Here is a 20,965-nt window from a genome sequence, read left to right as displayed (position 1 = left end):
ACCACCGCTCCGCCGCTCACCGACCCGACAGCCGGTCCGCGATGTCGTGCATCCCCTGCTCGCGCAGGATCGCCTGACGGTGGCGGATCAGGCGGCGGGCCAGCGCCTTCTCCACCTCGGCGCCGCCGAGCAGGCGCCCCTGCGGATCGCGCAGATGGGTGGCGAGGTGGTCGGCCAGCAGCGCCTCCTTCTTCGGGTCACGGCGGTCGAGCGGCTGGGTGCCGTTCAGCGAGTGCTGGATGCGCTCCAGCAGGACGGCGCGGCAGCAGGGCGCGCGCCCCCGGACGATCAGCGCCCCGACATGGGCGAGCAGGGGGCTGACCGGCTCGCTCTTCGGCTGCGGGTCGCGGCCCAGGATCAGGTCGGCCAGAGCGCACAGCCCCAGGGCGAGGTTCGGCTGCGCGCCCAGAAGCTCCTTCACCAGCTCGGCGGAGCCCAACGCGTCGGCCATCACCCCATCGAGTAGGGCGAGGTGCCGCGGCTCCACCTCCGGCCCGATCAGGTCGAGCAGCATCGCCAGCTTGCCCGCCAGCGAATTGCGGTCGGCCAGCTGGACGGTGAGCTGGCTGAGAAAGGCGAAGTCGTGTCCCTCCTCCCCCACCGCGGCGGCAAGGGCACGGCTGGAGCGGGACAGGTCGGCGGGATCGAAGGCCGGCAGGGACTTGCGCTCGGCCTGGAAATCGCGGGCGCGCGCCATCACGACGTCAGCGAAAGCCCGCAACTCGCGCGCCCGCGCCGGAACCGCGACGCCATGCCGGTCCGCATGGTGGCGGGCCACCGCCTGGAGCGCCGCCCCCAGCAGCAGGCCCTGCTCGTCGAGCTTGCGCAGGTAGGTCCAGGAATGGAGAAGCTCGGTCGGGGTGATGCGGAACTTGTCGAGGAAGGGGCGCAGCAGCCGGCCGGCGACCACCCGCGACTCGAACCCGTAGAGATCGCCGGGGGCCGTGCAGTAGGGCGCGCCCTCCGCCGTGCCGCCCAGCGCCATCGGCTTGTCCTTCACCACCGGGACGGCCTTCTGGAAGATCACCGTCTCCAGCGACAGTCCGGCCAGCGAGCGGAACTTGATGGCCTTGACCTCCTCAACCCCGCTGACCGCCAGCCAACTGCGGGCGGAGGCCAGGGCCCGGCGCTCGTCGTCGTAGGTCCCCTCGATGGTCCAGCGGCTCTCGCGGCGGATCTGGACCTCGAACGCGGTGCTGCTCTTGCCGAACACTGGGCGGGTTCCGTGGCTGTGGGTGCGCTGTCTGGACCCCACCAGTAGCCGAACGCCGCCGCCCGGCCTGTGACGATCGTCACCGCAGCGGGGCGCTGCGGCAATCGGTCACCCTGCCCCGACCATCCCGCCTGCGTCAGCCCGCCTTCTCCGCCGGCACCACGAAGCTGTCCATCACCTTCTTGCTACCGGCCTGGTCGAAGTCGATCTCCAGCTTGTCCTGGTCGACCGCCGTGACGGTGCCGTAGCCGAACTTCTGATGGAACACCCGCGCCCCCTTCGGGAAGGGCGCGTTCGGGCGGGCGCGGGGAGCGACCTGATAGGAACCGCTGTCCAGCGTGATGGTGCGCGGCGACGGGGGCTGCTGCCGGCCCGCCGCCTGCTGGCCGGCGCGGAAGGCGGCGTAGCTCGACGAGTCGCGGAAGCTCCCTCCTCCGCCGAAGCCGCCGCCGAAGCCGTTGCCGGCGTTGCCGCCGGGGTAGAGGCCGCTCGCCGCCTCCGCCTCGACGTCGCCGCCGGGGATCTCCTCGACGAAGCGGGAGGGGATGGCGCTGACCCAATTGCCGTAGAGCCGTCGGTTGGCGGCGTGGCTGATGTAGGCCCGCTTGCGCGCCCGGGTCAGCCCGACATAGGCGAGGCGGCGCTCCTCCTCCAGCCCGGCGATGCCGGTCTCGTCCAGCGCACGCTGGTTGGGAAACACGCCCTCCTCCCAGCCGGGCAGGAAGACCATGTCGAACTCAAGCCCCTTGGCGCCGTGCAGGGTCATCACCGTGACCTGATCGACGCCGGCGGCCTCGGCGTTCTCCATGACCAGGGCGACATGCTCCAGGAAGCCCGACAGGTTCTCGAACTCCGCCATGGCGGTGATGAGTTCCTTCAGGTTCTCCAGCCGGCCCGGCGCCTCGGGCGTCTTGTCCTCCTGCCACATGCGGGTGTAGCCGGACTCGTCCAGCACCATGCGGGCCAGTTCGGTGTGCGGCATGGTCGCCGACAGGGTGCGCCAGCGGAAGAAGTCCTGAAGCAGGTTGCGCATCACGCCACGCACCTTGGGCTTCAGCTCGTCCGTCTCGGTCAGCGCCCAGCCCGCCTCGGTCAGCGGCATCCCGCGCGAACGCGCCGCCTGATAGAGGCATTGCAGGGCCGCCGGGCCGACACCGCGCTTGGGCACGTTGACGATGCGCTCGAAGGCCAGATCGTCGTCGGGGGAGTTGACGACGCGCAGATAGGCCATCGCGTCGCGGATCTCCTGCCGCTCGTAGAAGCGCGGGCCGCCGATCACCCGGTAGGGCAGGCCCAGCGTGATGAAGCGCTCTTCGAACTCGCGGGTCTGGAAGCCGGCGCGGACCAGCACGGCGATCTGGGCGAGCGAGACGCCCTGGCGCTGCAGCGCCTCGATCTCGTCGCCGACCCAGCGGGCCTCCTCCTCGCCGTCCCAGACGCCGCGCACGCGCACCGGCTCGCCGCCGTCCGCCTGGGTCCACAGCGTCTTGCCGAGCCGCCCCTTGTTGTTGGCGATCAGGCCGGAAGCCGCGGACAGGATGTGCCCGGTGGAGCGGTAGTTCTGCTCCAGCTTGATGACGGTGGCGCCGGGGAAGTCGGCCTCGAAGCGCAGGATGTTGCCGATCTCGGCACCGCGCCAGGCGTAGATCGACTGGTCCTCGTCGCCGACGCAGCAGATGTTCTTGTGGGCCTGCGAGAGGATGCGCAGCCACAGATACTGGGCGACGTTGGTGTCCTGATATTCATCCACCAGGATGTATTTGAACTTGCGGTGGTATTCCGCCAGCACGTCCGGGTGCTTCTGGAACAGCGTGATGTTGTGCAGCAGGAGATCGCCGAAGTCGCAGGCGTTCAGCGTGCGCAGCCGCTCCTGGTAGGCGCGGTACAGCGCCACCACGCGCCCGCCGGCCACGTCGCCGCCATCGCCCTCGTTCAGCCGGTCCGGGGTCAGGCCGCGGTCCTTCCAGCGCTCGATCACGCCCAGCACCTGCCGCGCCGGCCACTTCTTGGAATCGACGTTCGCCGCCTCCAGAAGCTGCTTGATCAGGCGGATCTGGTCGTCGGTGTCGAGGATGGTGAAGTTGGACTTCAGCCCCACCAGCTCGGCGTGGCGGCGCAGGATGCGCGCGGCCAGCGCATGGAAGGTGCCCAGCCACCAGCCCTCCGGCTCGATCCCCACCAGATGGGCGACGCGCTCCCGCATTTCGCGGGCGGCCTTGTTGGTGAAGGTCACCGCCAGGATCTGGAAGGCGGCGGCGCGGCGCGTCATCAGCAAATGGGCCAGCCGGGTGGTCAGAACGCGCGTCTTGCCCGTGCCGGCGCCGGCCAGCACCAGAACCGGGCCGTCCATGGCCTCGACCGCCTCGCGCTGCACGGGATTCAGCCCGTCCAGATAGGCGAAACGCTGCGCCGGCGCGGGCGCCGGGGCGCCCGCGTGGCTGAGGGGATCATGGCCCAGCGGATCGTCGTAGGCGTAGGGATCGGACATGCGGCACCGGAGTTCCTGGGTGGGCTCTCCCGCGGTCGGGAGACGCCCTTCATCGAATGAGGACACCGTATATAGCACGCCCCCCGGCGCATCGAACCCCTTCCCTTGACGGAACGGCCGGGACGCTCCGCCAATGGGCATGGAACTAGGCCCATGGGCCAGGATGAACTCTGTCCGCACTATGTCCGACACCATAGCGCTTGTCTTATCACAATCGCTCGAAGTCACATCGGCCATAGGATCCCAAGAATCACCCACAGTCACAGACAAATCACAGGCTGAATCGAATTCAGGACCGATTGATTATTCCAGGTGAGACATTCGTGAACGGTTCGTTGGACGTTTTGTCTTATTTCGGCTTAGGGCATATGCCCATTGCGAGACATAATTTTTCCTTTGGGGAAATTTTCTGTTCCGCAAATCCGGGGTAAGGTCCAATCAGATCGTGGCACCCCGGAACCAAACGGACAGCCGCGGAGAGCGGCCCTCCCCCCGGACCGGATGTCCACGGAGGCGCCAGACGAACGACCGAATTGAAACAAACAGAGGGCGGGTAGGAACAATGGACCCCGTGAACGTTTTCCTGATCGACGCGAACAAGCTCTTCCGCGAAGGCATGAAGCGTCTGTTCGAGAACACGCCCTTCAAGGTGATGGGCGAGGCCGGCACCCTGCGCGAGGGCGTCCCCGCGGTCGAGGCGGCGGGCACCCAGCCCGACCTGGTCCTCATCGACCTCGTCAACGGCGGCGAGGACGAGGCCGACCAGCTCCGCGCCCTGCGCGACGGCCACCCCGGCATCCGCGTCGTCATCCTGACCACCGACCTGTGCACCCGCCGCCTGTCGGGCGCGCTCGGCGCCGGCGCCCACGGCTACCTGATGAAGGACATCGCCTGCGAAGCGCTGATGCAGTCGCTGAAGCTGGTGATGATGGGCGAGAAGGTGTTCCCGACCCATCTGGCCGAGCTGCTGATCAACGGCCGCAGCGAAGAGCTGGCGACCGAGGTCCCGGCCCGCCGCAAGGGCCTGTCCCAGCGCGAGATCCAGATCCTGCGCTGCCTGCTGAACGGCAACTCCAACAAGATGATCGCCAACCACCTCCACATCACGGAGGCCACGGTGAAGGTCCATCTGAAGAGCCTGCTGCGCAAGATCAACGCCTCCAACCGCACCCAGGCGGCGATCTGGGCGCTGAACAACGGCATCGGCGACCAGCCGGCGGAAGCCGCCGGGGTCAGCGCCAACGTGGTCTGATCCATCGTCTTGCGGTTCTGCCTTCCCGGCATCCACAGCGCCGGCCGCGCCATCCCGCGGCCGGCGCTGTCGCGTCCGGAGCACCCGCTTTGGGTGCGACGGCACGCCATAAGTGGTGCGCCATAGGACCAAAGGCCCTCTTCCGCCTCGAAATGATGATGGCTATTTCGGCAATACGCTCCGAATTTGTTTGGATCGCAGCCCCGACACGATGAGCATCATGGAATACAGCGCGGAAAAGCCGACCCTGAACGTTCTGCTTGCCGACGATCACCTGCTGTTCCGGGACGGGCTGCGGCGCCTGCTCGCCCAGTCGGACGACAGCATGGTGTTTCACGAGGCCGGGACGTTCGACGACGTCCGCCGCCTGTGCGACGGCGCCATCGCCTTCGACCTGATCCTCCTGGATCTCGGCATGCCGGGATGGAACGGCTTCTCCCTGCTCGGCGAGATCCACCAGCGGCTTCCCAAGGCGCTGCTGGTCGTGGTGTCGGGGTCGGAGAAGCGGTCGGACCTGCTGGCCGCGCTGGAAAACGGCGCCGCCGGCTTCATCCCGAAGTCGAGCAGCGCGAAGGTGATGATGGGTGCCCTGCAGCTGGTGCTGGCCGGCGGCGTCTATCTGCCGGAACAGGCAATCCGCGGCGACCGGATGGCCGATAGCGCGGCGCACGCCGGCAACGGTGCGGGGGACGCCGGTCCGCTGGGCTCCCTGGCCGACGGGGCGGGCGACCAGCTGACCCCGCGCCAGCGCGATGTGCTGAACCGCCTGCGCGACGGCAAGTCCAACAAGCAGATCGCGCACGAGCTGGGCCTGACTGAAGGCACGGTGAAGGTGCATGTGACAGCGATCCTGCGCCAGCTCGGCGTGCGCAATCGGACCCAGGCGGCGATCACCGCGAACGGTCTCTGACCGGACGCCCTTTTCCGGGCCTGTCCCGCTCAGGCCCCTCCCCGCTCCACCGAAGCGACCAGCGCGGCCAGAGCGCCGCGGATGGCCGCTTCGTGCTTGGCGGGCAGAACCTGCTGACCGGGAACGGTCACCACCGTCAGGTTGCGGCAACCGGTCAAGCGCTGCTCCAGAAAGGACGCGCCCGCAAAGCCGTCCGGCACGTCCTTCCCCTGCACCAGCGTGACCGGCACACGGACCGCGTCGAGCGCGGGCGCCATGGCCTGAAGCTCCGCCGCGCTGTCGCGGACGACCGGTGGCAGGATGCGGGCGGCGATGCGGCGGAACACGCCCGGCCGGGCCGCCTCCTCGGTCATCGGGTCGATCAGCAGAAGGCCGCCGATCAGTTCCGGAAATTCCAGCACGGCCCGCAGCGCCACCGGCACGCCGTTGCCGCAACCGATCAGCAGCGGCTTGCGCGAACGGCGGAGCGTCAGCAGCGGGCGCAGCGCCGCCGCCGGCACGCCGGGGTCGCCGCCGCGCAGACGGGAGGCGCCGCCGATCGGCGCCGGATCGGGACGCGGCACGGCCACCCACTCCTGCCCCGCCGGAACGGCGCGCAGCAGGCGGGTCCAGGCGCGGGATTCGCTCGACGCCGCATGGACCAGGATGATGCGCCGTCCGGTGGGATCGCCGGCGACGACGCAGCCCGGCCCCACCTCCCGCGATGCGCCGCAGCGTGACGTCGGCGCCTCGCCAGGCGACGACGGCACGATGCCGAACGCGGCCCCCGCGGGCCGCCCGGCGCTGCTGTGTATGGTCAAGGCTCCGCTCCCCGATTCCCGAACACGTCGCGGAGATCGTCTCCGCCAATTGACAGGGAGCCTAATGGAGGGTCTGCAGCCTTGTCCCGTACCATAAAAAGGCCCGAAATGGCGCGAACGGTGGCCGCAAATCCCGAAAATCGCAGGTTTTTACCCCAATTGTTGTGCAGTCCCGCCATTATAGGCGGAATCCACACAAGAATTGGGACTATCAAGGGCCGGAAACGTCAGTCAGCCGGCACCATCAATGAATGGTGTTGCCGTCGGGAAGCGCCTCGACCGGACGGTCGTCGCGCGGCTCGGACGGCCGGTGCAGCTCGCGCATCAGATCCCGCCAGTCCGGCGACCCGCCGAGCTGCTGGATCAACTGCGTGGAGAAGGCGAAGACGGCCATCTCCAGCGGTCCGTTGTCCTCGGCATGGGCGTTGACGGTCAGGCAGGATTCCGCGGCGCTGACGAAGATGGCCGACGCGATGGCCACCCCCGGTCCCGGCTCGGGCAATGGCACCGGGACCGGGGCGGACCCGGTGGTGCGCAGGGCCGACAGGTTCTCCACCAGCAGGCGCGTGCGGATGGCGGTGTCGATCGCCGCCCCCATGGTGTAGCCGGCCTCCGATTCCGCGGCGGAGCGCAGCAGGCGCAACCCCGCGATCACCCCGTGGGCGACGTCGGCGGTGCCGGCGCGCTTGGCCGCCGCGGCAATGGCGGTGCCAAGGATGGCGGTGACCACCGGCGCCATGCTTTCGGCGTCGTCGCCCATGACGGCGGCGTCGGTGGACTCTTCGTGGTTCTGGACCTCGTTCATGCGGCCTCCGATCCGGTGATACCCTGGATGGCGTGCGGCGCGGACCCCGGTTCCCTGCGGAACCGCTTTTTGCTCAAAGGTCCCTCTTTCGATCTGTGGCCTTTCCGGAGGGCATTCAAGCCACCGGAAGCCGGGAGGGGATGAATCTTTCGATGCGCCACTTTCGCCGATCCCTCCTCTGGGCGAAGCCGCCCGCCATCCCCACATGTGCGGGCAAAAGGAGAAACACCCGATGCCCTTCCTCAGCCTTCTTCTCAACATCCTGTGGGTGGTGACCGGCGGCATCTGGATGGCCGCGGGATGGCTCTTCGCGGCCGTCCTGATGGTCCTCACCATCGTCGGCATTCCGTGGGCGCGATCCGCCTTCACGATCGCCTGGTACACCCTGTTGCCCTTTGGACAAACCGCCGTCCGCCGGGATGAGTTCCGTGGCCGCGAGGACATCGGCACCGGCCTGCTCGGCACGCTGGGCAACATCCTGTGGTTCGTGCTGGCCGGCTGGTGGCTGGCGCTCGGCCACTTGGTGGCCGCGGTCGGCCTCGCCATCACCATCATCGGCCTGCCCTTCGCCTGGGCGCACCTGAAGCTCGCCCTGCTGGCCCTGTGGCCGGTCGGCACCGAGATCGTGACGGTGGACGAGGCGGAATCCCGCCGCCGCCTGCTTGGCCGCGGGGCCTACTGAGCGGACGGCTCCCGCTCCGCCATACCCTTCAGCATGACCGAGGCCCGCCAGAAGCCGAGGTCCGCCCCATCCACGAAATGGACGTGCCGGTCGGCGGCGAGGTCGCCGACCAGGCAGGTCACCGTGGAGGCCATCGCCCGCGCCGTGCCGTAGCGGATGCGCCCGGCCGCCGCGTGGCCGGCCAGCATGGCCTCGATGGCGCTGGCCTCCGCCTCCGTCACGTCCAGGACGAGGCGCGGCCCGCCCGCCGACTTGCGGAAGTCCGACCGTTCGGCCATGCCGCGGCGGTAGCGGTCCGGATCGAAGCCGGCCACCCGCCACCCGCCGCCCAGAATCGCGGCAAGCAGCGCGGATTTCCCGAGAAGCGACAGGGCGCAGGCCAGCCGCCGCCCGCGCGGGCGCGTCCGCGCCTCCAGCCACAGCGACCGCCAGGAGGGCGGCCAGCGCACCGCCAGCCGTTCCCCCATGCCGAGCGGCGCCGCCGTGACGGTCGGCACGATCCGTTCGATATCGGCCTGGACCCGGGCCAGAATCGACAGCCCCGGACTGCCACCGGGCAACGGATCGACGATCACGCACAGGATCACCCCGCGTCCGCTGTTCACCGGATTCCAGCGGCAGGATACACCCTCCAGCCCGGTCAGCGGGCCGGGCCGCGGCTCCAGCCGCCAGCGCGGATCGGCCTTCACCCAGGCGTCCGCCGCCGTGACCCCGCGCCCGAGGAACAGGCCGAAGGCGTCGCCATTGCCGAAATCCTGCAGGGCGACCAAGACCTCCAGCCCCTCGTCGAGAAGCGCCTGCACCGGCACGAGGCCGACGCGCAGAGGCACGTCCATCTCCGTCGCCGCCCAATGGGCGAGCGCCGACAGCGCCTGCTCCGCCGCCGCGCGGCGGCCCGGCGGAACCGCGGCGATGGCGCCATCCCCACCGAACTGGCAGGCGGGGGCCTGTTCCGGCTCCCGCACCGCCTCCGACAGGACGGCGACCACCGCGGCGGCCACGAAATTCACGTCGCGGTGCCGCCCCTCTCCGGCCAGACGGGTGCTCGCCACCACGTCGGCGACGGCCAGCGACCAGTCGCCGTCCAACGCCGCGTAATGGGTGGGATCGGCGGCTTCGGCGGTGAAGTCGCGGATGGACGGCAGAAGCATCGCCTTCCTCACGCCAGGAGTTTCCGGAGACGGGCCGCTCCAGTCTACGCCCCGGCCCGCGCCCTGTGAATCACTCCCATGAATCGCTTCCTGAACCCATCCGCAATGGACCCATCCCGGATTGTCGCTCAAAGCCGTCCGTTCCATCGTGCCGCCGTCCAATCCGGGGAGGAACGCCATGGGATTCGCGAACGACTGGAAATCCGCCAAGACGGCTTTTGAAACCGCCACCGGCAAGAAGAAGCCGAGCGCCAAGTTCATGGGCGTCTTCCACAAGTCCGGGCTGGAGGACGTGACCAAGGCGCTCGACAGCGCGCTTGGCAAGAGCGACGCCAAGGCGCTGGAGAAGGCGCTGCTCGACTATGTGAAGAGCGCCACCGCCTATCAGACGACGCTGGAGAAGTCGGCCAAGGCCGAAGGCGTCGCGACCATCGCCGCGGAGCTGAAGAAGCTCGGGCAGTCGCTGGACGACATCGGGCGCCGCGCCGGCGTGGCCGTCAACGAGCGCATCGCCGAGATGCGCGAGGACGCCGAGGCGGAAAAGGCCAAGGAGGCCGAGGAGCAGGGCAAGGCCGCCCGCGCCATCGCCGACAAGGTCGCGGTGCAGATCGACGGGCTGCTGAAGACCGCCAACGCCGACGTCAAGCTGCTCGATCAGGCCGCCGCCAACGCCGACCTCGCGCTGCGCAACGTGCTGGAGGCGCAGGGGGCGGGCAACGCCAAGGAGGCGAAGGCCCAGGCCGCCGCGGTCCAGACCGCCGCCAAGGCGGTGGACGCCCAGGCGAAGAAGATCGCCGCGACCGCCGTCCAGGCCGCCAAGCTGTTCTCCCAGGGCAAGGCCGCCGTCGCCAAGATGAAGCTCGACCCCAAGCAGTATGGCGGGCGCGACCCGGCCCAGGGGGCCTTCGACCGGGCGGACGGAATCGTCATGAAGCTCGACCAGATGAAGGATGACGCCGCCCAGGCCGCCAGCGAGGCCGCCGGCATCGTCAAGGAGGCCGCACAGGCGCTGAAGGGCGCCCTGGACCTGCGCGCCACCTACCTGTCGAGCTGCCGCAAGCTGGCCAAGCGGGCGCAGGACGCCGACGCCTTCTACGACACCGTCGCCCGCGACGTCGGCGGGCAGGCCGACCGCGCGCAGCAGGAGCAGATGGTCGCCGAGGAGGCGGAGGACGACAAGCGGGCAGCCTCGATCAAGACGGCGACCTTCTACATCACCCAGGTGCGCCAGCAGGCCGCCCAGGCGAAGAAGGAGATCCTCGCCGCCGCCAACGAGATCACCAGCACCCGCAAGTCCTTCCCGACCATGGTTTCCGACAAGGATCCCGACTTCGGCCCGCTGCTCGCCGAGGCGAAGGTGTCCCTGGACGGGCTTAAGGAATCGCACGCCGCCCTGACCAAGGCCGAGACCAAGATCGACAAGGTCGAGACCGCTCTCAAGAAGCTGGGGTAAGAAGCGCGACCGCCGAAGCCTCCCGCGCTGCCCGGAGTGCGTGGGAGGCTTCGGGCGCGGTCACATCATGACTTCGGTCAGGCTGTCCATCATCTCCCGCTCATGCTCGATCAGCATCAGCTCCTCGCCCATGAAGTCGCGCATGGACACGACGCCGACGACGCGGCCGTCGCGGACGACAGGCAGATGCCGCAGGCCATGGTCGGCCATCCGGCGCAACGCCTCGCCCACCGTGATGTCGTGGGCCGCGGTGACCGGGCACGGGGTCATCACCTCCGACAGCCGGGTCTGATCCGGATCCAGCCCGTCGGCCACCACGCGGTCGGTCAGGTCACGCTCGGTGAAGATGCCTTCGATCTGTTCGTCGACGGAGGCGGTGACCACGACGGACGCCACATGGGCGGCCTTCATCTGCCGCGCGGCATCCCGCACCGACGCCCCCGCCGGAAGGCTGATCACGCGGCGGCGGTTCAAAAGATCTCCGATGTTGCGATGCATCATGGCTTTCCTCCTCCAAGTGCGGATGTTTTGGAAGACCACGGCGGCTGTTTTCATTGGTCTGACCGCCGCGCCCGCGCCTCGTCGTCGGCGCGCGCCTCCTTTTGCTGTTCATTTGCGAACGCGAAAAGAATGCCGCATCTGCGAAATGCCGAAATGGGCGGAATCTGCCCACAGACCTATTTATCAAGTGTTGAAAAGGTAATCACTTTCTCATCACTTGACGAGCAAAGCCACCGTAAAACAACCTCATGGTTGCCATGACAGCGCAACATGCGACAAAACCACTCACCATTGCCTGACGGTGGTGGTTCTGGCACGGAAAATCAGACCATTTTCGCTGGCGGATCAAGCTTAACCATTATTAAAGGAAATAGGTCCGAAACTCCGGACAATTGCAGTTCTGTCACGATGTCGTCTGGAAAGGGCCTGGGCCGCCATGTCGTGGTTGTCGAAATTGAGCGGACGAGGCAAATCCACCGCGGCTTCCGCGTCCAACGCCAAGGAACGCCCCACCGATCCCCCGACCATCCGGATCGACAGCCACGAATATGTGCCGGAGGAATTCGTCCTCGGGTCTTTCCGCATCCGCCCCTATGACGGGGACTTGATCGCCAAGCAGCAGTTCGACTTCCGCATCCTCTTCCGGCTTGGCGAGGAACATTCGGATTTCGCCTGCCGGGGCGTCGTCGTGAAGATGGACGAGCAGGCCGGTCTGGTTGCCCGCTTCCACCAGCCGCCGCCGCTCCACACGCGCAAGTTGATCGAGTATCTGAAGCTCTGGAAAGGTCTGTAAACGCCGACCGCTCTCCCCCGCAAAAGGAAGGCCCGCCGTCACGACGGCGGGCCTTCTTCATTCAGCCTTCATTCGGCGGCCCCGGACGGACCGCCGGTCAGGCGGATTCCAGCGCCTTGCGGCTGTGCAGGGCGATCATCTGCTCCTCGTCGGTCGGGATGACGTAGACGGGGATGCGACTGTTCGGGGCGGAGATCAGCGGGCCGTTGGCCTCGTTCGCCGCCGGGTCGAGGACCACGCCGAGCCAGGCCAGCTTATCGCCCACCCGCGCCCGCACCGGAGCGGAGCGCTCGCCGATGCCGGCGGTGAAGACCAGGGCATCGATGCCGCCCATCGACGCGGCGAGCGCGCCCGTCTCCTTGGCGATGCGGAAGCAGAACAGCTCCACCGCCTCCTCGGCTTGCGGGTCCGCGCTGTCCAGCAGGGCGCGCATGTCGTTGGACAGGCCCGACACGCCGAGCAGGCCCGACTTGTTGTAGAGCAGCTTCTCGATGGCGTCGGCGCCCATGCCCTTCTGGCGCATCAGGTAGATCAGTACACCGGGGTCGATGTTGCCGCAGCGGGTGCCCATGGGCAGCCCGTCCAGCGCCGTAAAGCCCATGGTGCTGTCCACGCTGCGCCCGGCGTGGATGGCGCACATGCTGGCGCCGCTGCCCAGGTGGGCGACGACCACGCGGCCGTCCGCCAGTTCGGGCGCCAGCTCCGGCAGGCGGCGGGCGATGTACTCGTAGGACAGGCCGTGGAAGCCGTAACGGCGCACGCCCTCGTCGGTCAGCTCCCGCGGGATGGCGAACATCTGCGACTGCCAGGGCTGGCCGCGGTGGAAGGCGGTGTCGAAGCAGGCGACCTGCGGCAGTTCCGGATGGGCCTCGGCCAGCGCGCGGATGGCGGCGAGGTTGTGCGGCTGGTGCAGCGGGGCCAGCGGGATGAAGCTCTCAAGCTCCTCCATCACCGCCGGGGTCAGCAGCACCGGGGCGGCGTGGCGGGTGCCGCCATGCACGACGCGGTGGCCGGCGGCCAGCAGCTTCGCCCCGTCCAGCCGCCCTTCGATCCACTCCAGCAGGAAGGCCAGCAGGGCGGTGCGGTCGGACGGCTCGCCGGCCGCCCAGACCCGCTCGGCCAGCGGGCGCTTGGCGGCGTCCTTGGCCTCGAACTTCGGTTCGGTGCCGATGCCGGAGATCTGGCCGTTGATGGTCACCCGCAGCCCCCCCGCCCCGCTTTCCCGGAAGACCGAGAATTTCAGGCTGGAGGAGCCGGCGTTGATGACCAGGATGGCGTTGCCGCCACCCGCGTTCTGGCTGGTCATGACGGTCGCCCCTCTCACTCGGCCGCGGCGGCGGCGCCGCGGCGGCGGGCGGCGGCGGCCAGAACGGCCACGGCGCAGGACGCCAGACGGGTGCGCACATTGTCGGCGCGGCTGGTCAGGATGATCGGCACGCGGGCGCCGAGCACGATGCCGGCGGCGTCGGAGTTGGCCAGGAAGGAGAGCTGCTTGGCCAGCATGTTACCGGCCTCCAGGTCCGGAACGAGCAGGATGTCGGCTTGGCCGGCGACCTCGGACACGATGCCCTTGGTGCGGGCGGCTTCCAGGCTGATGGCATTGTCGAAGGCCAGCGGGCCGTCGAGGATGCCGCCCTTGATCTGGCCGCGGTCGGCCATCTTGCAGAGTGCTGCGGCCTCCAGCGTCGAGGCGATCTTCGGGTTCACCGTCTCGACCGCCGACAGGATGGCGACGCGCGGCGTTTCGACACCCAGAACCTTGGCGAGGTCGATGGCGTTCTGGACGATGTCGACCTTGTCTTCCAGCGTCGGGTAGATGTTGATCGCCGCGTCGGTGATCAGCAGCGTGCGCGGGTAGGTGGGCACGTTCATCACGAAGACGTGGCTGAGCCGCCGGCCGGTGCGCAGGCCGGTCTCCTTGCGGACGACCTCGGCCATCAGCTCGTCGGTGTGCAGGCTGCCCTTCATCACCGCCTCGCACTCGCCGGAGCGGGCCAGCCGGACGCCGGTCTCGGCCGACGCGTGGGAATGCGCCACGTCGACGATGCGGTAGCGGCTGATGTCCAGCCCGTGGGCCTCGGCGACCGACTTGATCTTGGAGGCCGGGCCGATCAGCACCGGGTCGATCAGGTTGGCCTCGGCGGCCTCGACCGCGCCCTTCAGCGAGCTTTCGTCGCAGGGATGGACGACGGCCGTCGGCACCGGGGGCAGCGATTCGGTCTTGCCCAGCAGCTCGTCATGGCCGTCGTGGCGGATGACCTGGACCTGCGGCAGCTCGTGCGCGGCGCGGCGGACCTTGCGGGTCGGCGCGATCACCTCGGCGAGGCCGGAGACGACCTCCTTGCCGTCCTGGTTGCGCGCCACGCAATCGAAGACGACGATGTTCTTCTCGCCGTGCTTCTCCTTGGCGGTGACCGTCACGGTGATGACGTCGCCCAGGCCCACCGGTCGCTTGAAGCGCAGGTCCTGGCCCATGTAGATCGTCCCCGGGCCCGGCAGCAGCGTGCCCAGGACGGCGGAGATCAGCGAGCCCGACCACATGCCGTGGCCGATCACCTTGTGGAACTGGCTGTCCGCCGCATACTCCTCGTCGAGGTGCGCGGGGTTGATGTCGCCGGACACCGTGGCGAACAGCTCGATGTCGGACATGGTCAGACGCCGCGACAGGCTCGCCTGCTGGCCGATCTGTATTTCCTCGAAGGTGACGTTCTCGATCATGGCTGAGCCGTTCTTGCCGAAGTCGGGGGTGGCGGGCGCGGTAACACGGTCCATTGGAGAAGCTCCTCAATCGGATAGCGGCTCGGAATCGTCTGATCCCCGGGCCGAATCCTCCCGGCCTGCGGATCGCCCTGTCGTCCGCGGCCTTTTTGTTGGACCCCTGGATTGGCCGGCCCTGGAAGGGCCGCCCGCCAGGGGCCGGTTCGGGGTGCCCTGAATAGCCTGGCACCGTGAAAGAGATGTGACAGGGTGGCGCATTTCGCGGTTCCGTTGCGGTGCAACAATGTCGCACCCCGTCGCCGCGCCGGTCCCGCCGCCTCACCGCACCCCGCGCCGACCGTCTTCGACGACCAGCGGAAATGTCGTTCCGTCACGGTCTTACGACGGCCCAAGGTCTCACCCCATGACCTATGTCAAGCGGTTGGAAGACGGAAACTGTTTACTTTCCAGCACCGCAAACCGCTCGCGCAGCATTGTATCACTGAGCAGGCGCAGCATGGCAAGACCTTGCGTGCGGAGACGCAGGATTGACGGATCGTTGGGATTTTCGTGGAAAGGCGAAGAAGGCGCCCGTCCATCCCTGCCGATTTTGCGGCGCACACACCCGCCGCACGCATGGCGAAGATGGCGAGGCCGGACAGGCTCAGGCGCTCACCGCCGACGAGGTGGGTTCCTCGGGCAGCGGGTTGTGGCGGTCGCCGATCATCAGCACGGAAATCGAAAAGACCGTGCCCTTGCCCACGCGCGACCGCACGTCGACCTGATGGCCCAGGATCTGCGCCGTGCGCCGCACGATCGACAGCCCCAGCCCCAGCCCGCGCCCGCTGTCCCGCTGGTCGGTGCCGCAACGGTAGAAATCGTCGAAGATCAGCTTGAGCTGGTCGGCGGGAATGCCCGGCCCGGTGTCCCACACCTCGACCAGCGTGTGGCCGTCGCGGCGCCGGCAGCCCAGCAGGATCGTCCCGGTCTCGGCGTAGCGCAGCGCGTTGACCAGCAGGTTGCGCACCATGCGCTCCAGCAGCACGGGATCGCTGAGCACATAGGCCGAGGTCGGCACCATCCGCAGGTCCATGCCCTTGCTGGCCGCCTGCTCCGCGAACTCGCGGCTCAGCCGGTCGGCGATGTCCTGGAACGGGAAGACCGTGGGGCGCGGCTTGACGTTGCCGGCCTCCAGCGCCGAGGTGTCGAGCAGCGTGTTCAGCAGCGTGTTGCCGGAGGCGATCGCCTCCCCCAGCTTGTCGGCCACCTCCATCTGCTTGGCGTCGGACAGGCGGGCGGACAGGATGTGATGGAACAGGCTCATCGCCTGGAAGGGCTGGCGCAGGTCGTGGCTGGCCGCGGCGAGGAAGCGCGACTTGGCCCGGTTTGCCCGCTCCGCCTCGGCATGGGCCTCGGCCAGCGCCTCGCGGATGCGCACCCCGTCGGAGATGTCGATGGCGGCGCAGATCACGCCCGACACCGCCCCGGCCTCGTCCCGCAGCGGTTCGACGATCAGGTCGAACACCTGCTCCGCGCCGGGCGCCGCGCCGACGCGGACCTCCTGCCGGGCTCCGGTGCCGGAGTCCAGAACGGCCCTCTTCACCGCGTCCAGCCGCGCCGCGTCGTCCGGCGCGTGGATGTCGGTGTTGGTCCGCCCGATGAAGGTCTCCGCCGCCCGCCCGGTCTGCGGGTTGTACATCCACATGTAGCGCAGGTTGCGGTCCAGGCTGAACACGGCGACTCGCGAATGGCGCAGCGCCATGCGGAACCGTTCCTCGCTTTCGCGCAGCGCGCGGGCCATGGCGGCGCGGGCGCGGGCCTCGGTCACCAGAAGGCGCTTGGCCTGCGCCTCGCGCCGGGTGTAGCCGGCCAGCGCGCCGGTCAGCAGAAGCCCCATCACCAGGACGATCCAGGCCGGATAATCCACCGACGCCAGCCCCGGCTCGGACGAAATCGCCAGCGCCAGGGTCCAGCGCCGGCCACCGATCACCAGATCGCGCTCGAGCACCGCGTCCCCGTCCTTGCGGAGTTCGCCGAAGGGAACGCCTTCCCGGTTCTCGGACGCGCCGGTGAGGTCGCGGGACGCCAGGACGCGCCCGCCGCCGCCCGCCGGCCCGTCGAGCAGATGCACGGCCCCATGCAGGCCGTCCACACGGTTGCCCGCCTCCTCCAGGAGGCGGGTGATGCCGAAGACCGAGGAGACGTAGCCGGCGACCTCCGCGCAGCGGTCGGCCCCGTCCATCTCATCCACAGGGTAGCGGTAGACGGGAAGATACAAACCGATGCCGCGCCCGGTCTCCCCCCGCGGACGCGGCGGCAGGGCCTCCGTCGCCGTCAGGTCACCCGACGCGCAGGCCCGCGCCAGAACCTCCGCCCGGTTGGGCAGGGAGAGGATGTTGATCCCCTGCCCAAAGGCCCCCCCGCGCTCCGGCTCCACCAACGTGTTGACGAAGAGATCCCCTTGGGCAGCCGCCGGGACCAGGCCGGGACCCTCATCTCCCGTCTCGCCCGCATTCCGAACGGTGAAGTCCCGGCGGCCGGCGGCCCGCATCGCCGCCTCCAGCGCGGGCACCTCCGCCGAGGACACCCGGCTTACCCAGGCGACCGACCACAAGCCGGGATAGAGCGGCATGATCGGCCGGACCGCCGCCGCGAAGCCGTCGCGGTCGGCCGGGCGGGGGTCGGAAAAGGCTGAGCGCAGAGTCCGCAGCAGCAAGGTGTGACTGCCGATCCGCTCCGTCAGGGCGTCATGGAACTGGGCGAACTGCCGCTCGTGCTGTGCGCGCTCCGCCTCGCGGTTGGCGGCGCGCATCTGGAAAAAAGCGCCAAAGGTCAGCGTCAGGCCGGCGGCGACCAGCACCGGGACCGCAAACGAGACCCTTCTCCTTCTGTCCAGCAGCGCCATCCCACCCGTTCCCAATGGCGTTTTCACCGAAATCGTCGGATCGTTCGACTATAGCAAGCGGTCCTGCGCCTCGATAATGGAAAAGCCCTTATCCTCCCAAATGGATAGTCGGTTCCAGCAAAAACACCGGGCGCGCTGACTATTGATTGTCGTTTGCATGGGCATTGAGCCCTCACTTTGATGTCAATTCTGCAATACAAGGTGAAGCGCCCCGCCCAAGCATTGGCAGCGACCCGAAACGTTTTCACGACTTCAGGCGTTCGCGGCCGAGAAGCCGCGCCACGGCACCCCGCAGGGCCATTGGCGCCACCGGCTTGTGAAGCAGCGGATAGCCGGACAGCCGCGCCTCGCGCAGGCGCATCGGGTCGGTGTCGCCGGTCAGGATCAGGCCGGGCAGCGTGGCGTCGAGCGCCTTGCCGATCTGGCGGATGGCGACGATCCCGTTCATCGCCCCCTTCAGCCGCAGGTCGGAGATGACGAGGTCGGGCGGCTGCGGGCCGGGGCCCAGCCGCTCCAGCGCGGCGTCCACCGAGTCCGCGGCGACCACCGCGCAGCCCCACTGGCCGAGCAGCGCGCCAAGCGCATCCAACACCATCGGGTCGTCCTCGATGACCAGCACGCGGGCGCGGCTGACGTCCTCGCCGGGCGCCGTGGCGTTGAGTGCGGCAGGCTCCGCGAGCGCCGGCGGCTCCTCGGCGCCGTCCGCGGCCCGCGGCACCAGAACCGCCAGCATCGTGCCGCGGCCGGGCGCCGAGTCCACCTCCAGCCGGTGCCCCAGCCGCCGCGCCAGCCCGCAGGCCAGCCGCAGCCCGAGGTCGATCACCGACGGATCGCCCGCCCCGTCCGGGCACCGCAACTCCTCCCGCAGGATGCGCAGTTGTTCGGGCAACAGGCCGCGCCCGGTGGACCACAGCTCGACCCGCAGGTCCGGCCCCTGGCGACGGCAGCCGAGCACCACCCGGCCCCGCTCGGTGTGGCGCAGGGTGTTGGCGATGAACCCCTGGAGAATGCGCTCCAGAAGCGAGGCGTCGGTGGCGATCCGCACCGAGCAGGGCAGCACCGAGAAGCGCAGCCCCCGCCCGTCGAAGCGCGGGGCCGCGTCCAGCGCCACCCGCGTCAGGATGCCGTTGACCACGGGGGCGCCGATGTCCGGCTGCACCAGACCGGCCTCCAGCCGCACGAGGTCGAAATGCCCGTCCACCATGCCGCGCAGCGACTGCACCGCGTTGCCCATGGCGCTCAGCAGATCGCGCGCCGCCGGGTCGGCCGGGGCGTTTCCCCGACCGGGAACGCTCTTCCCACCACCACCCGCGGCTCCGTCGAGGCGCCCTTCCAGCGCTCCAAGCAGCAGCGACAGGGCGGCCAGCGGCTGGCGCAGGTCGTGGCTGGCCGCGGCGAACAGGCGGCCCGACAGGTCGGCACCCGCCGCGGGTCCATTTCCGGCGGCCGCTTCGCCGGCAGCGCCCTCGCCAGCGGTGCGGCGGACGAACCCGCCGCCGCTGAGCGGCCAGTCGGTGACGGTGTGGCCGGCTGGCAGGCCACGGAAAAGAGGGGCCAGCGTTTCCGGCAGGGCGCCCTGGACCAGAAGACGCGCGGCGCTGGGCAGAGCCTCCGCCTCATCGTTCCAGGCGGACAGCCGGTCGTTGGTGTCGAAGACCAGGACCGCGCCATGCCGCCCCGCGCCTTGCCGATAAGCTCCCTCGCTCGTCACGGGCGGCGCCCCCCTGCCTGCACGCGGTTTCCTGATGACCGGAAGCGGTCCCGAGCAATCCAGGCTACGGAAGCGGCGCCAAGGATCAAGCCCGCCGTTCGTCCGATCCCCTGCAGGATAATCGGTTTGCAGGATGACCCAGCCGCGCAGCGTTCCGGCACGGCGCCCAAAGCCGCTGGCCTTCAGAACATTTGTGCGCATTTTTATATAAAAGTCAAGAAAAGGCACTGAATTGACGGCATAACCACGCAATAACACGATGGATTGTCGCAATTTGTCGGTTGCATGTTTCTCGAATCTTTTCGACTATGCGATCAATGGATGCCGTGACCGAAACCCCTTTCCGCGACCGACAACCGGAGGCGGCAACGCCGGCTGGCGCGGGGCATTCTGTGCTTTCGGACCGGGGTGAGCCGGAGGCCGGCGGATCGACCGGCGATGCGTTGGTGGGTGCAGCAATGGCGGCCCTTGCCGATGGTGTCGGTGTGCTGGCCGCGGTGCGGGATGCCACGGGTGCTGTCGGCGATTTCGAATGGCTCACGGCCAACCGCGCGGCGGAGCGGCTGTTCGGGCACCCCCTCGCCGGGCGCCGGCTGCGCGCGGACGATCTCCAGGATGGCGAGGACGCCGGTCTGTTCGCCTGCCTGGCCGATTGCGTGGCGGAGAAGCAGACGGTGCGCCGCCTGGTGATGGCGCCCGGAGGCGCGCGCTGGCGGATCGCCGCGACCCCGTTCGACGCCGGCATCGCGTCACCCTCCGTCTGCGTAACCCTCGTGGAACTCGGCCCCGAGGTTCCCGCCGTTCCGGAATCGGACCGCGCGCACCGAGCCAAGGCGGAATTCCTGGCGCACATGAGCCACGAGCTGCGCACCCCGCTGAACGCGGTGCTGGGCTTTTCCGAAGTGCTGCTGGCCGAGACCTTCGGCCCGCTCGGCTCTCCCCGCTACCACAGCTACGCCGCGGACATCCACGCCAGCGGCACGCATCTTCTCTCGCTGATCGACGGCATTCTCGACCTGTCGCAGAGCGAGGCCCCGCGGACGGAAATGCAGGAGGAGGCCATCAACGTGGCCGACGCCGCCCGTCAGGCGCTGGCCCAGGTCGGCGACAAGGCCGCGGCCCGCGGCGTCGACATCGGAGAGGATCTGTCCGGCGACCTGCCCCTGCTCTACGGCGACGCCCGGGCGCTGCAGCGGATGCTGACCAACCTGCTGTCGAACGCGGTGAAGTTCACCCCGTCGGGCGGGCAGGTGATGCTGTCGGCCAGCCCCATGCCGGACGGCGGGATCGGGCTGATGGTGGCCGACACCGGCGCCGGCATCGCCGAGGACGAGATGGCCCGCGTCCTGGAACCCTTCGGCAGCGCCGACATGACCGTTCCCCGCGGCACCACCGGGACCGGCATCGGCCTGCCCGTGGTCAAGCGGCTGATGGAGATGCACGGCGGACGCCTGGACCTGTACAGCGAGCCCGGCGCCGGCACGACCGCCATCCTGATGTTCCCGCCGCGGCGCAGCCTGCCCCACGCCGCCTCTCATGGCGCTCCCCTCGGCATGGCTTGAGCCGGCGCCCGCGCCTGCCCCTTTCGCGCGGCCCGGATTCGG

At 69.1% G+C, this 20,965-nt stretch carries 16 protein-coding genes; 6 read left to right on the top strand and 10 right to left on the bottom strand.

Features of this window, described 5'->3' with window-relative positions; all coding sequences use genetic code 11:
- Nucleotides 1–16: 16 nt before the first annotated feature.
- Together ACWPXE_RS20570 and ACWPXE_RS20565 are read right to left on the bottom strand one after the other, a co-directional pair.
- Nucleotides 17–1,213, bottom strand: coding sequence for a hypothetical protein (locus ACWPXE_RS20570; RefSeq protein ID WP_454019260.1), 1,197 nt, complete (start codon nucleotides 1,211–1,213; stop codon nucleotides 17–19).
- A gap of 136 nt (nucleotides 1,214–1,349) precedes the next feature.
- Nucleotides 1,350–3,701, bottom strand: coding sequence for an ATP-dependent helicase (locus tag ACWPXE_RS20565; protein WP_454019259.1), 2,352 nt, complete (start codon nucleotides 3,699–3,701; stop codon nucleotides 1,350–1,352).
- 562 nt (nucleotides 3,702–4,263) lie between these two features.
- Between ACWPXE_RS20565 and ACWPXE_RS20560 the strand changes: the two genes are divergently transcribed.
- Nucleotides 4,264–4,953 (top strand): LuxR C-terminal-related transcriptional regulator, encoded by a 690-nt coding sequence (locus ACWPXE_RS20560; RefSeq protein ID WP_237903040.1) that lies wholly within the window; start codon nucleotides 4,264–4,266, stop codon nucleotides 4,951–4,953.
- A gap of 247 nt (nucleotides 4,954–5,200) precedes the next feature.
- Nucleotides 5,201–5,863: a LuxR C-terminal-related transcriptional regulator gene (locus ACWPXE_RS20555; protein WP_454019388.1), complete on the top strand. Its 663-nt coding sequence runs from the start codon at nucleotides 5,201–5,203 to the stop codon at nucleotides 5,861–5,863.
- Nucleotides 5,864–5,892: 29 nt separating this feature from the next.
- Here the strand turns inward: ACWPXE_RS20555 and ACWPXE_RS20550 are convergent, their stop codons facing one another.
- Nucleotides 5,893–6,663, bottom strand: coding sequence for an alpha/beta fold hydrolase (locus tag ACWPXE_RS20550; protein WP_454019258.1), 771 nt, complete (start codon nucleotides 6,661–6,663; stop codon nucleotides 5,893–5,895).
- Between the two features lie 244 nt (nucleotides 6,664–6,907).
- A complete protein-coding gene (locus ACWPXE_RS20545) occupies nucleotides 6,908–7,468 on the bottom strand; it encodes a hypothetical protein (RefSeq protein ID WP_237903037.1) in 561 nt (186 codons plus the stop codon).
- Between the two features lie 232 nt (nucleotides 7,469–7,700).
- On the opposite strand from ACWPXE_RS20545, the gene ACWPXE_RS20540 reads away from it, so the two are divergent.
- Nucleotides 7,701–8,150 (top strand): YccF domain-containing protein, encoded by a 450-nt coding sequence (locus tag ACWPXE_RS20540; protein ID WP_454019257.1) that lies wholly within the window; start codon nucleotides 7,701–7,703, stop codon nucleotides 8,148–8,150.
- Here ACWPXE_RS20540 and ACWPXE_RS20535 read toward each other — a convergent pair.
- Complete coding sequence (locus ACWPXE_RS20535) at nucleotides 8,144–9,301, bottom strand: DUF3095 family protein (RefSeq protein WP_454019256.1); 1,158 nt, start codon at nucleotides 9,299–9,301, stop codon at nucleotides 8,144–8,146. The two genes, ACWPXE_RS20540 and ACWPXE_RS20535, sit on opposite strands and share 7 nt — an antisense overlap.
- A gap of 178 nt (nucleotides 9,302–9,479) precedes the next feature.
- Here ACWPXE_RS20535 and ACWPXE_RS20530 point away from each other — a divergent pair, with 178 nt between their 5' ends.
- Complete coding sequence (locus ACWPXE_RS20530; RefSeq protein WP_454019255.1) at nucleotides 9,480–10,754, top strand: hypothetical protein; 1,275 nt, start codon at nucleotides 9,480–9,482, stop codon at nucleotides 10,752–10,754.
- 60 nt (nucleotides 10,755–10,814) lie between these two features.
- On the opposite strand, the gene ACWPXE_RS20525 is transcribed toward ACWPXE_RS20530, so the two are convergent.
- Nucleotides 10,815–11,255 (bottom strand): CBS domain-containing protein, encoded by a 441-nt coding sequence (locus tag ACWPXE_RS20525; RefSeq protein ID WP_454019254.1) that lies wholly within the window; start codon nucleotides 11,253–11,255, stop codon nucleotides 10,815–10,817.
- A gap of 436 nt (nucleotides 11,256–11,691) precedes the next feature.
- Between ACWPXE_RS20525 and ACWPXE_RS20520 the strand changes: the two genes are divergently transcribed.
- Entirely contained in the window at nucleotides 11,692–12,048 is a 357-nt protein-coding gene (locus tag ACWPXE_RS20520) for a hypothetical protein (RefSeq protein WP_237903032.1), read from the top strand.
- A gap of 97 nt (nucleotides 12,049–12,145) precedes the next feature.
- Here the strand turns inward: ACWPXE_RS20520 and ACWPXE_RS20515 are convergent, their stop codons facing one another.
- From ACWPXE_RS20515 to ACWPXE_RS20500, 4 genes are all read right to left on the bottom strand, one after another.
- On the bottom strand, nucleotides 12,146–13,354 hold the full coding sequence (locus tag ACWPXE_RS20515; protein ID WP_454019253.1) for an acetate/propionate family kinase: 1,209 nt from the start codon (nucleotides 13,352–13,354) through the stop codon (nucleotides 12,146–12,148).
- A 14-nt stretch (nucleotides 13,355–13,368) separates the two neighbouring features.
- Nucleotides 13,369–14,820 carry a bifunctional enoyl-CoA hydratase/phosphate acetyltransferase gene (locus ACWPXE_RS20510; protein ID WP_454019252.1) on the bottom strand — a complete coding sequence of 484 codons (1,452 nt, stop codon included), beginning with the start codon at nucleotides 14,818–14,820 and terminating at the stop codon, nucleotides 13,369–13,371.
- Between the two features lie 589 nt (nucleotides 14,821–15,409).
- Nucleotides 15,410–17,650 (bottom strand): ATP-binding protein, encoded by a 2,241-nt coding sequence (locus ACWPXE_RS20505; protein ID WP_454019251.1) that lies wholly within the window; start codon nucleotides 17,648–17,650, stop codon nucleotides 15,410–15,412.
- Between the two features lie 244 nt (nucleotides 17,651–17,894).
- Nucleotides 17,895–19,361, bottom strand: coding sequence for an ATP-binding response regulator (locus ACWPXE_RS20500; RefSeq protein ID WP_454019250.1), 1,467 nt, complete (start codon nucleotides 19,359–19,361; stop codon nucleotides 17,895–17,897).
- A 458-nt stretch (nucleotides 19,362–19,819) separates the two neighbouring features.
- On the opposite strand from ACWPXE_RS20500, the gene ACWPXE_RS20495 reads away from it, so the two are divergent.
- Nucleotides 19,820–20,923, top strand: coding sequence for a sensor histidine kinase (locus ACWPXE_RS20495; protein ID WP_454019249.1), 1,104 nt, complete (start codon nucleotides 19,820–19,822; stop codon nucleotides 20,921–20,923).
- Nucleotides 20,924–20,965 lie beyond the last annotated feature (42 nt).

This window comes from Azospirillum sp. Marseille-Q6669 (assembly GCF_965111635.1).
The sequence above is the reverse complement of the archived record's forward strand: the minus strand, read 5'-3'. Positions and strand labels throughout refer to the sequence as shown.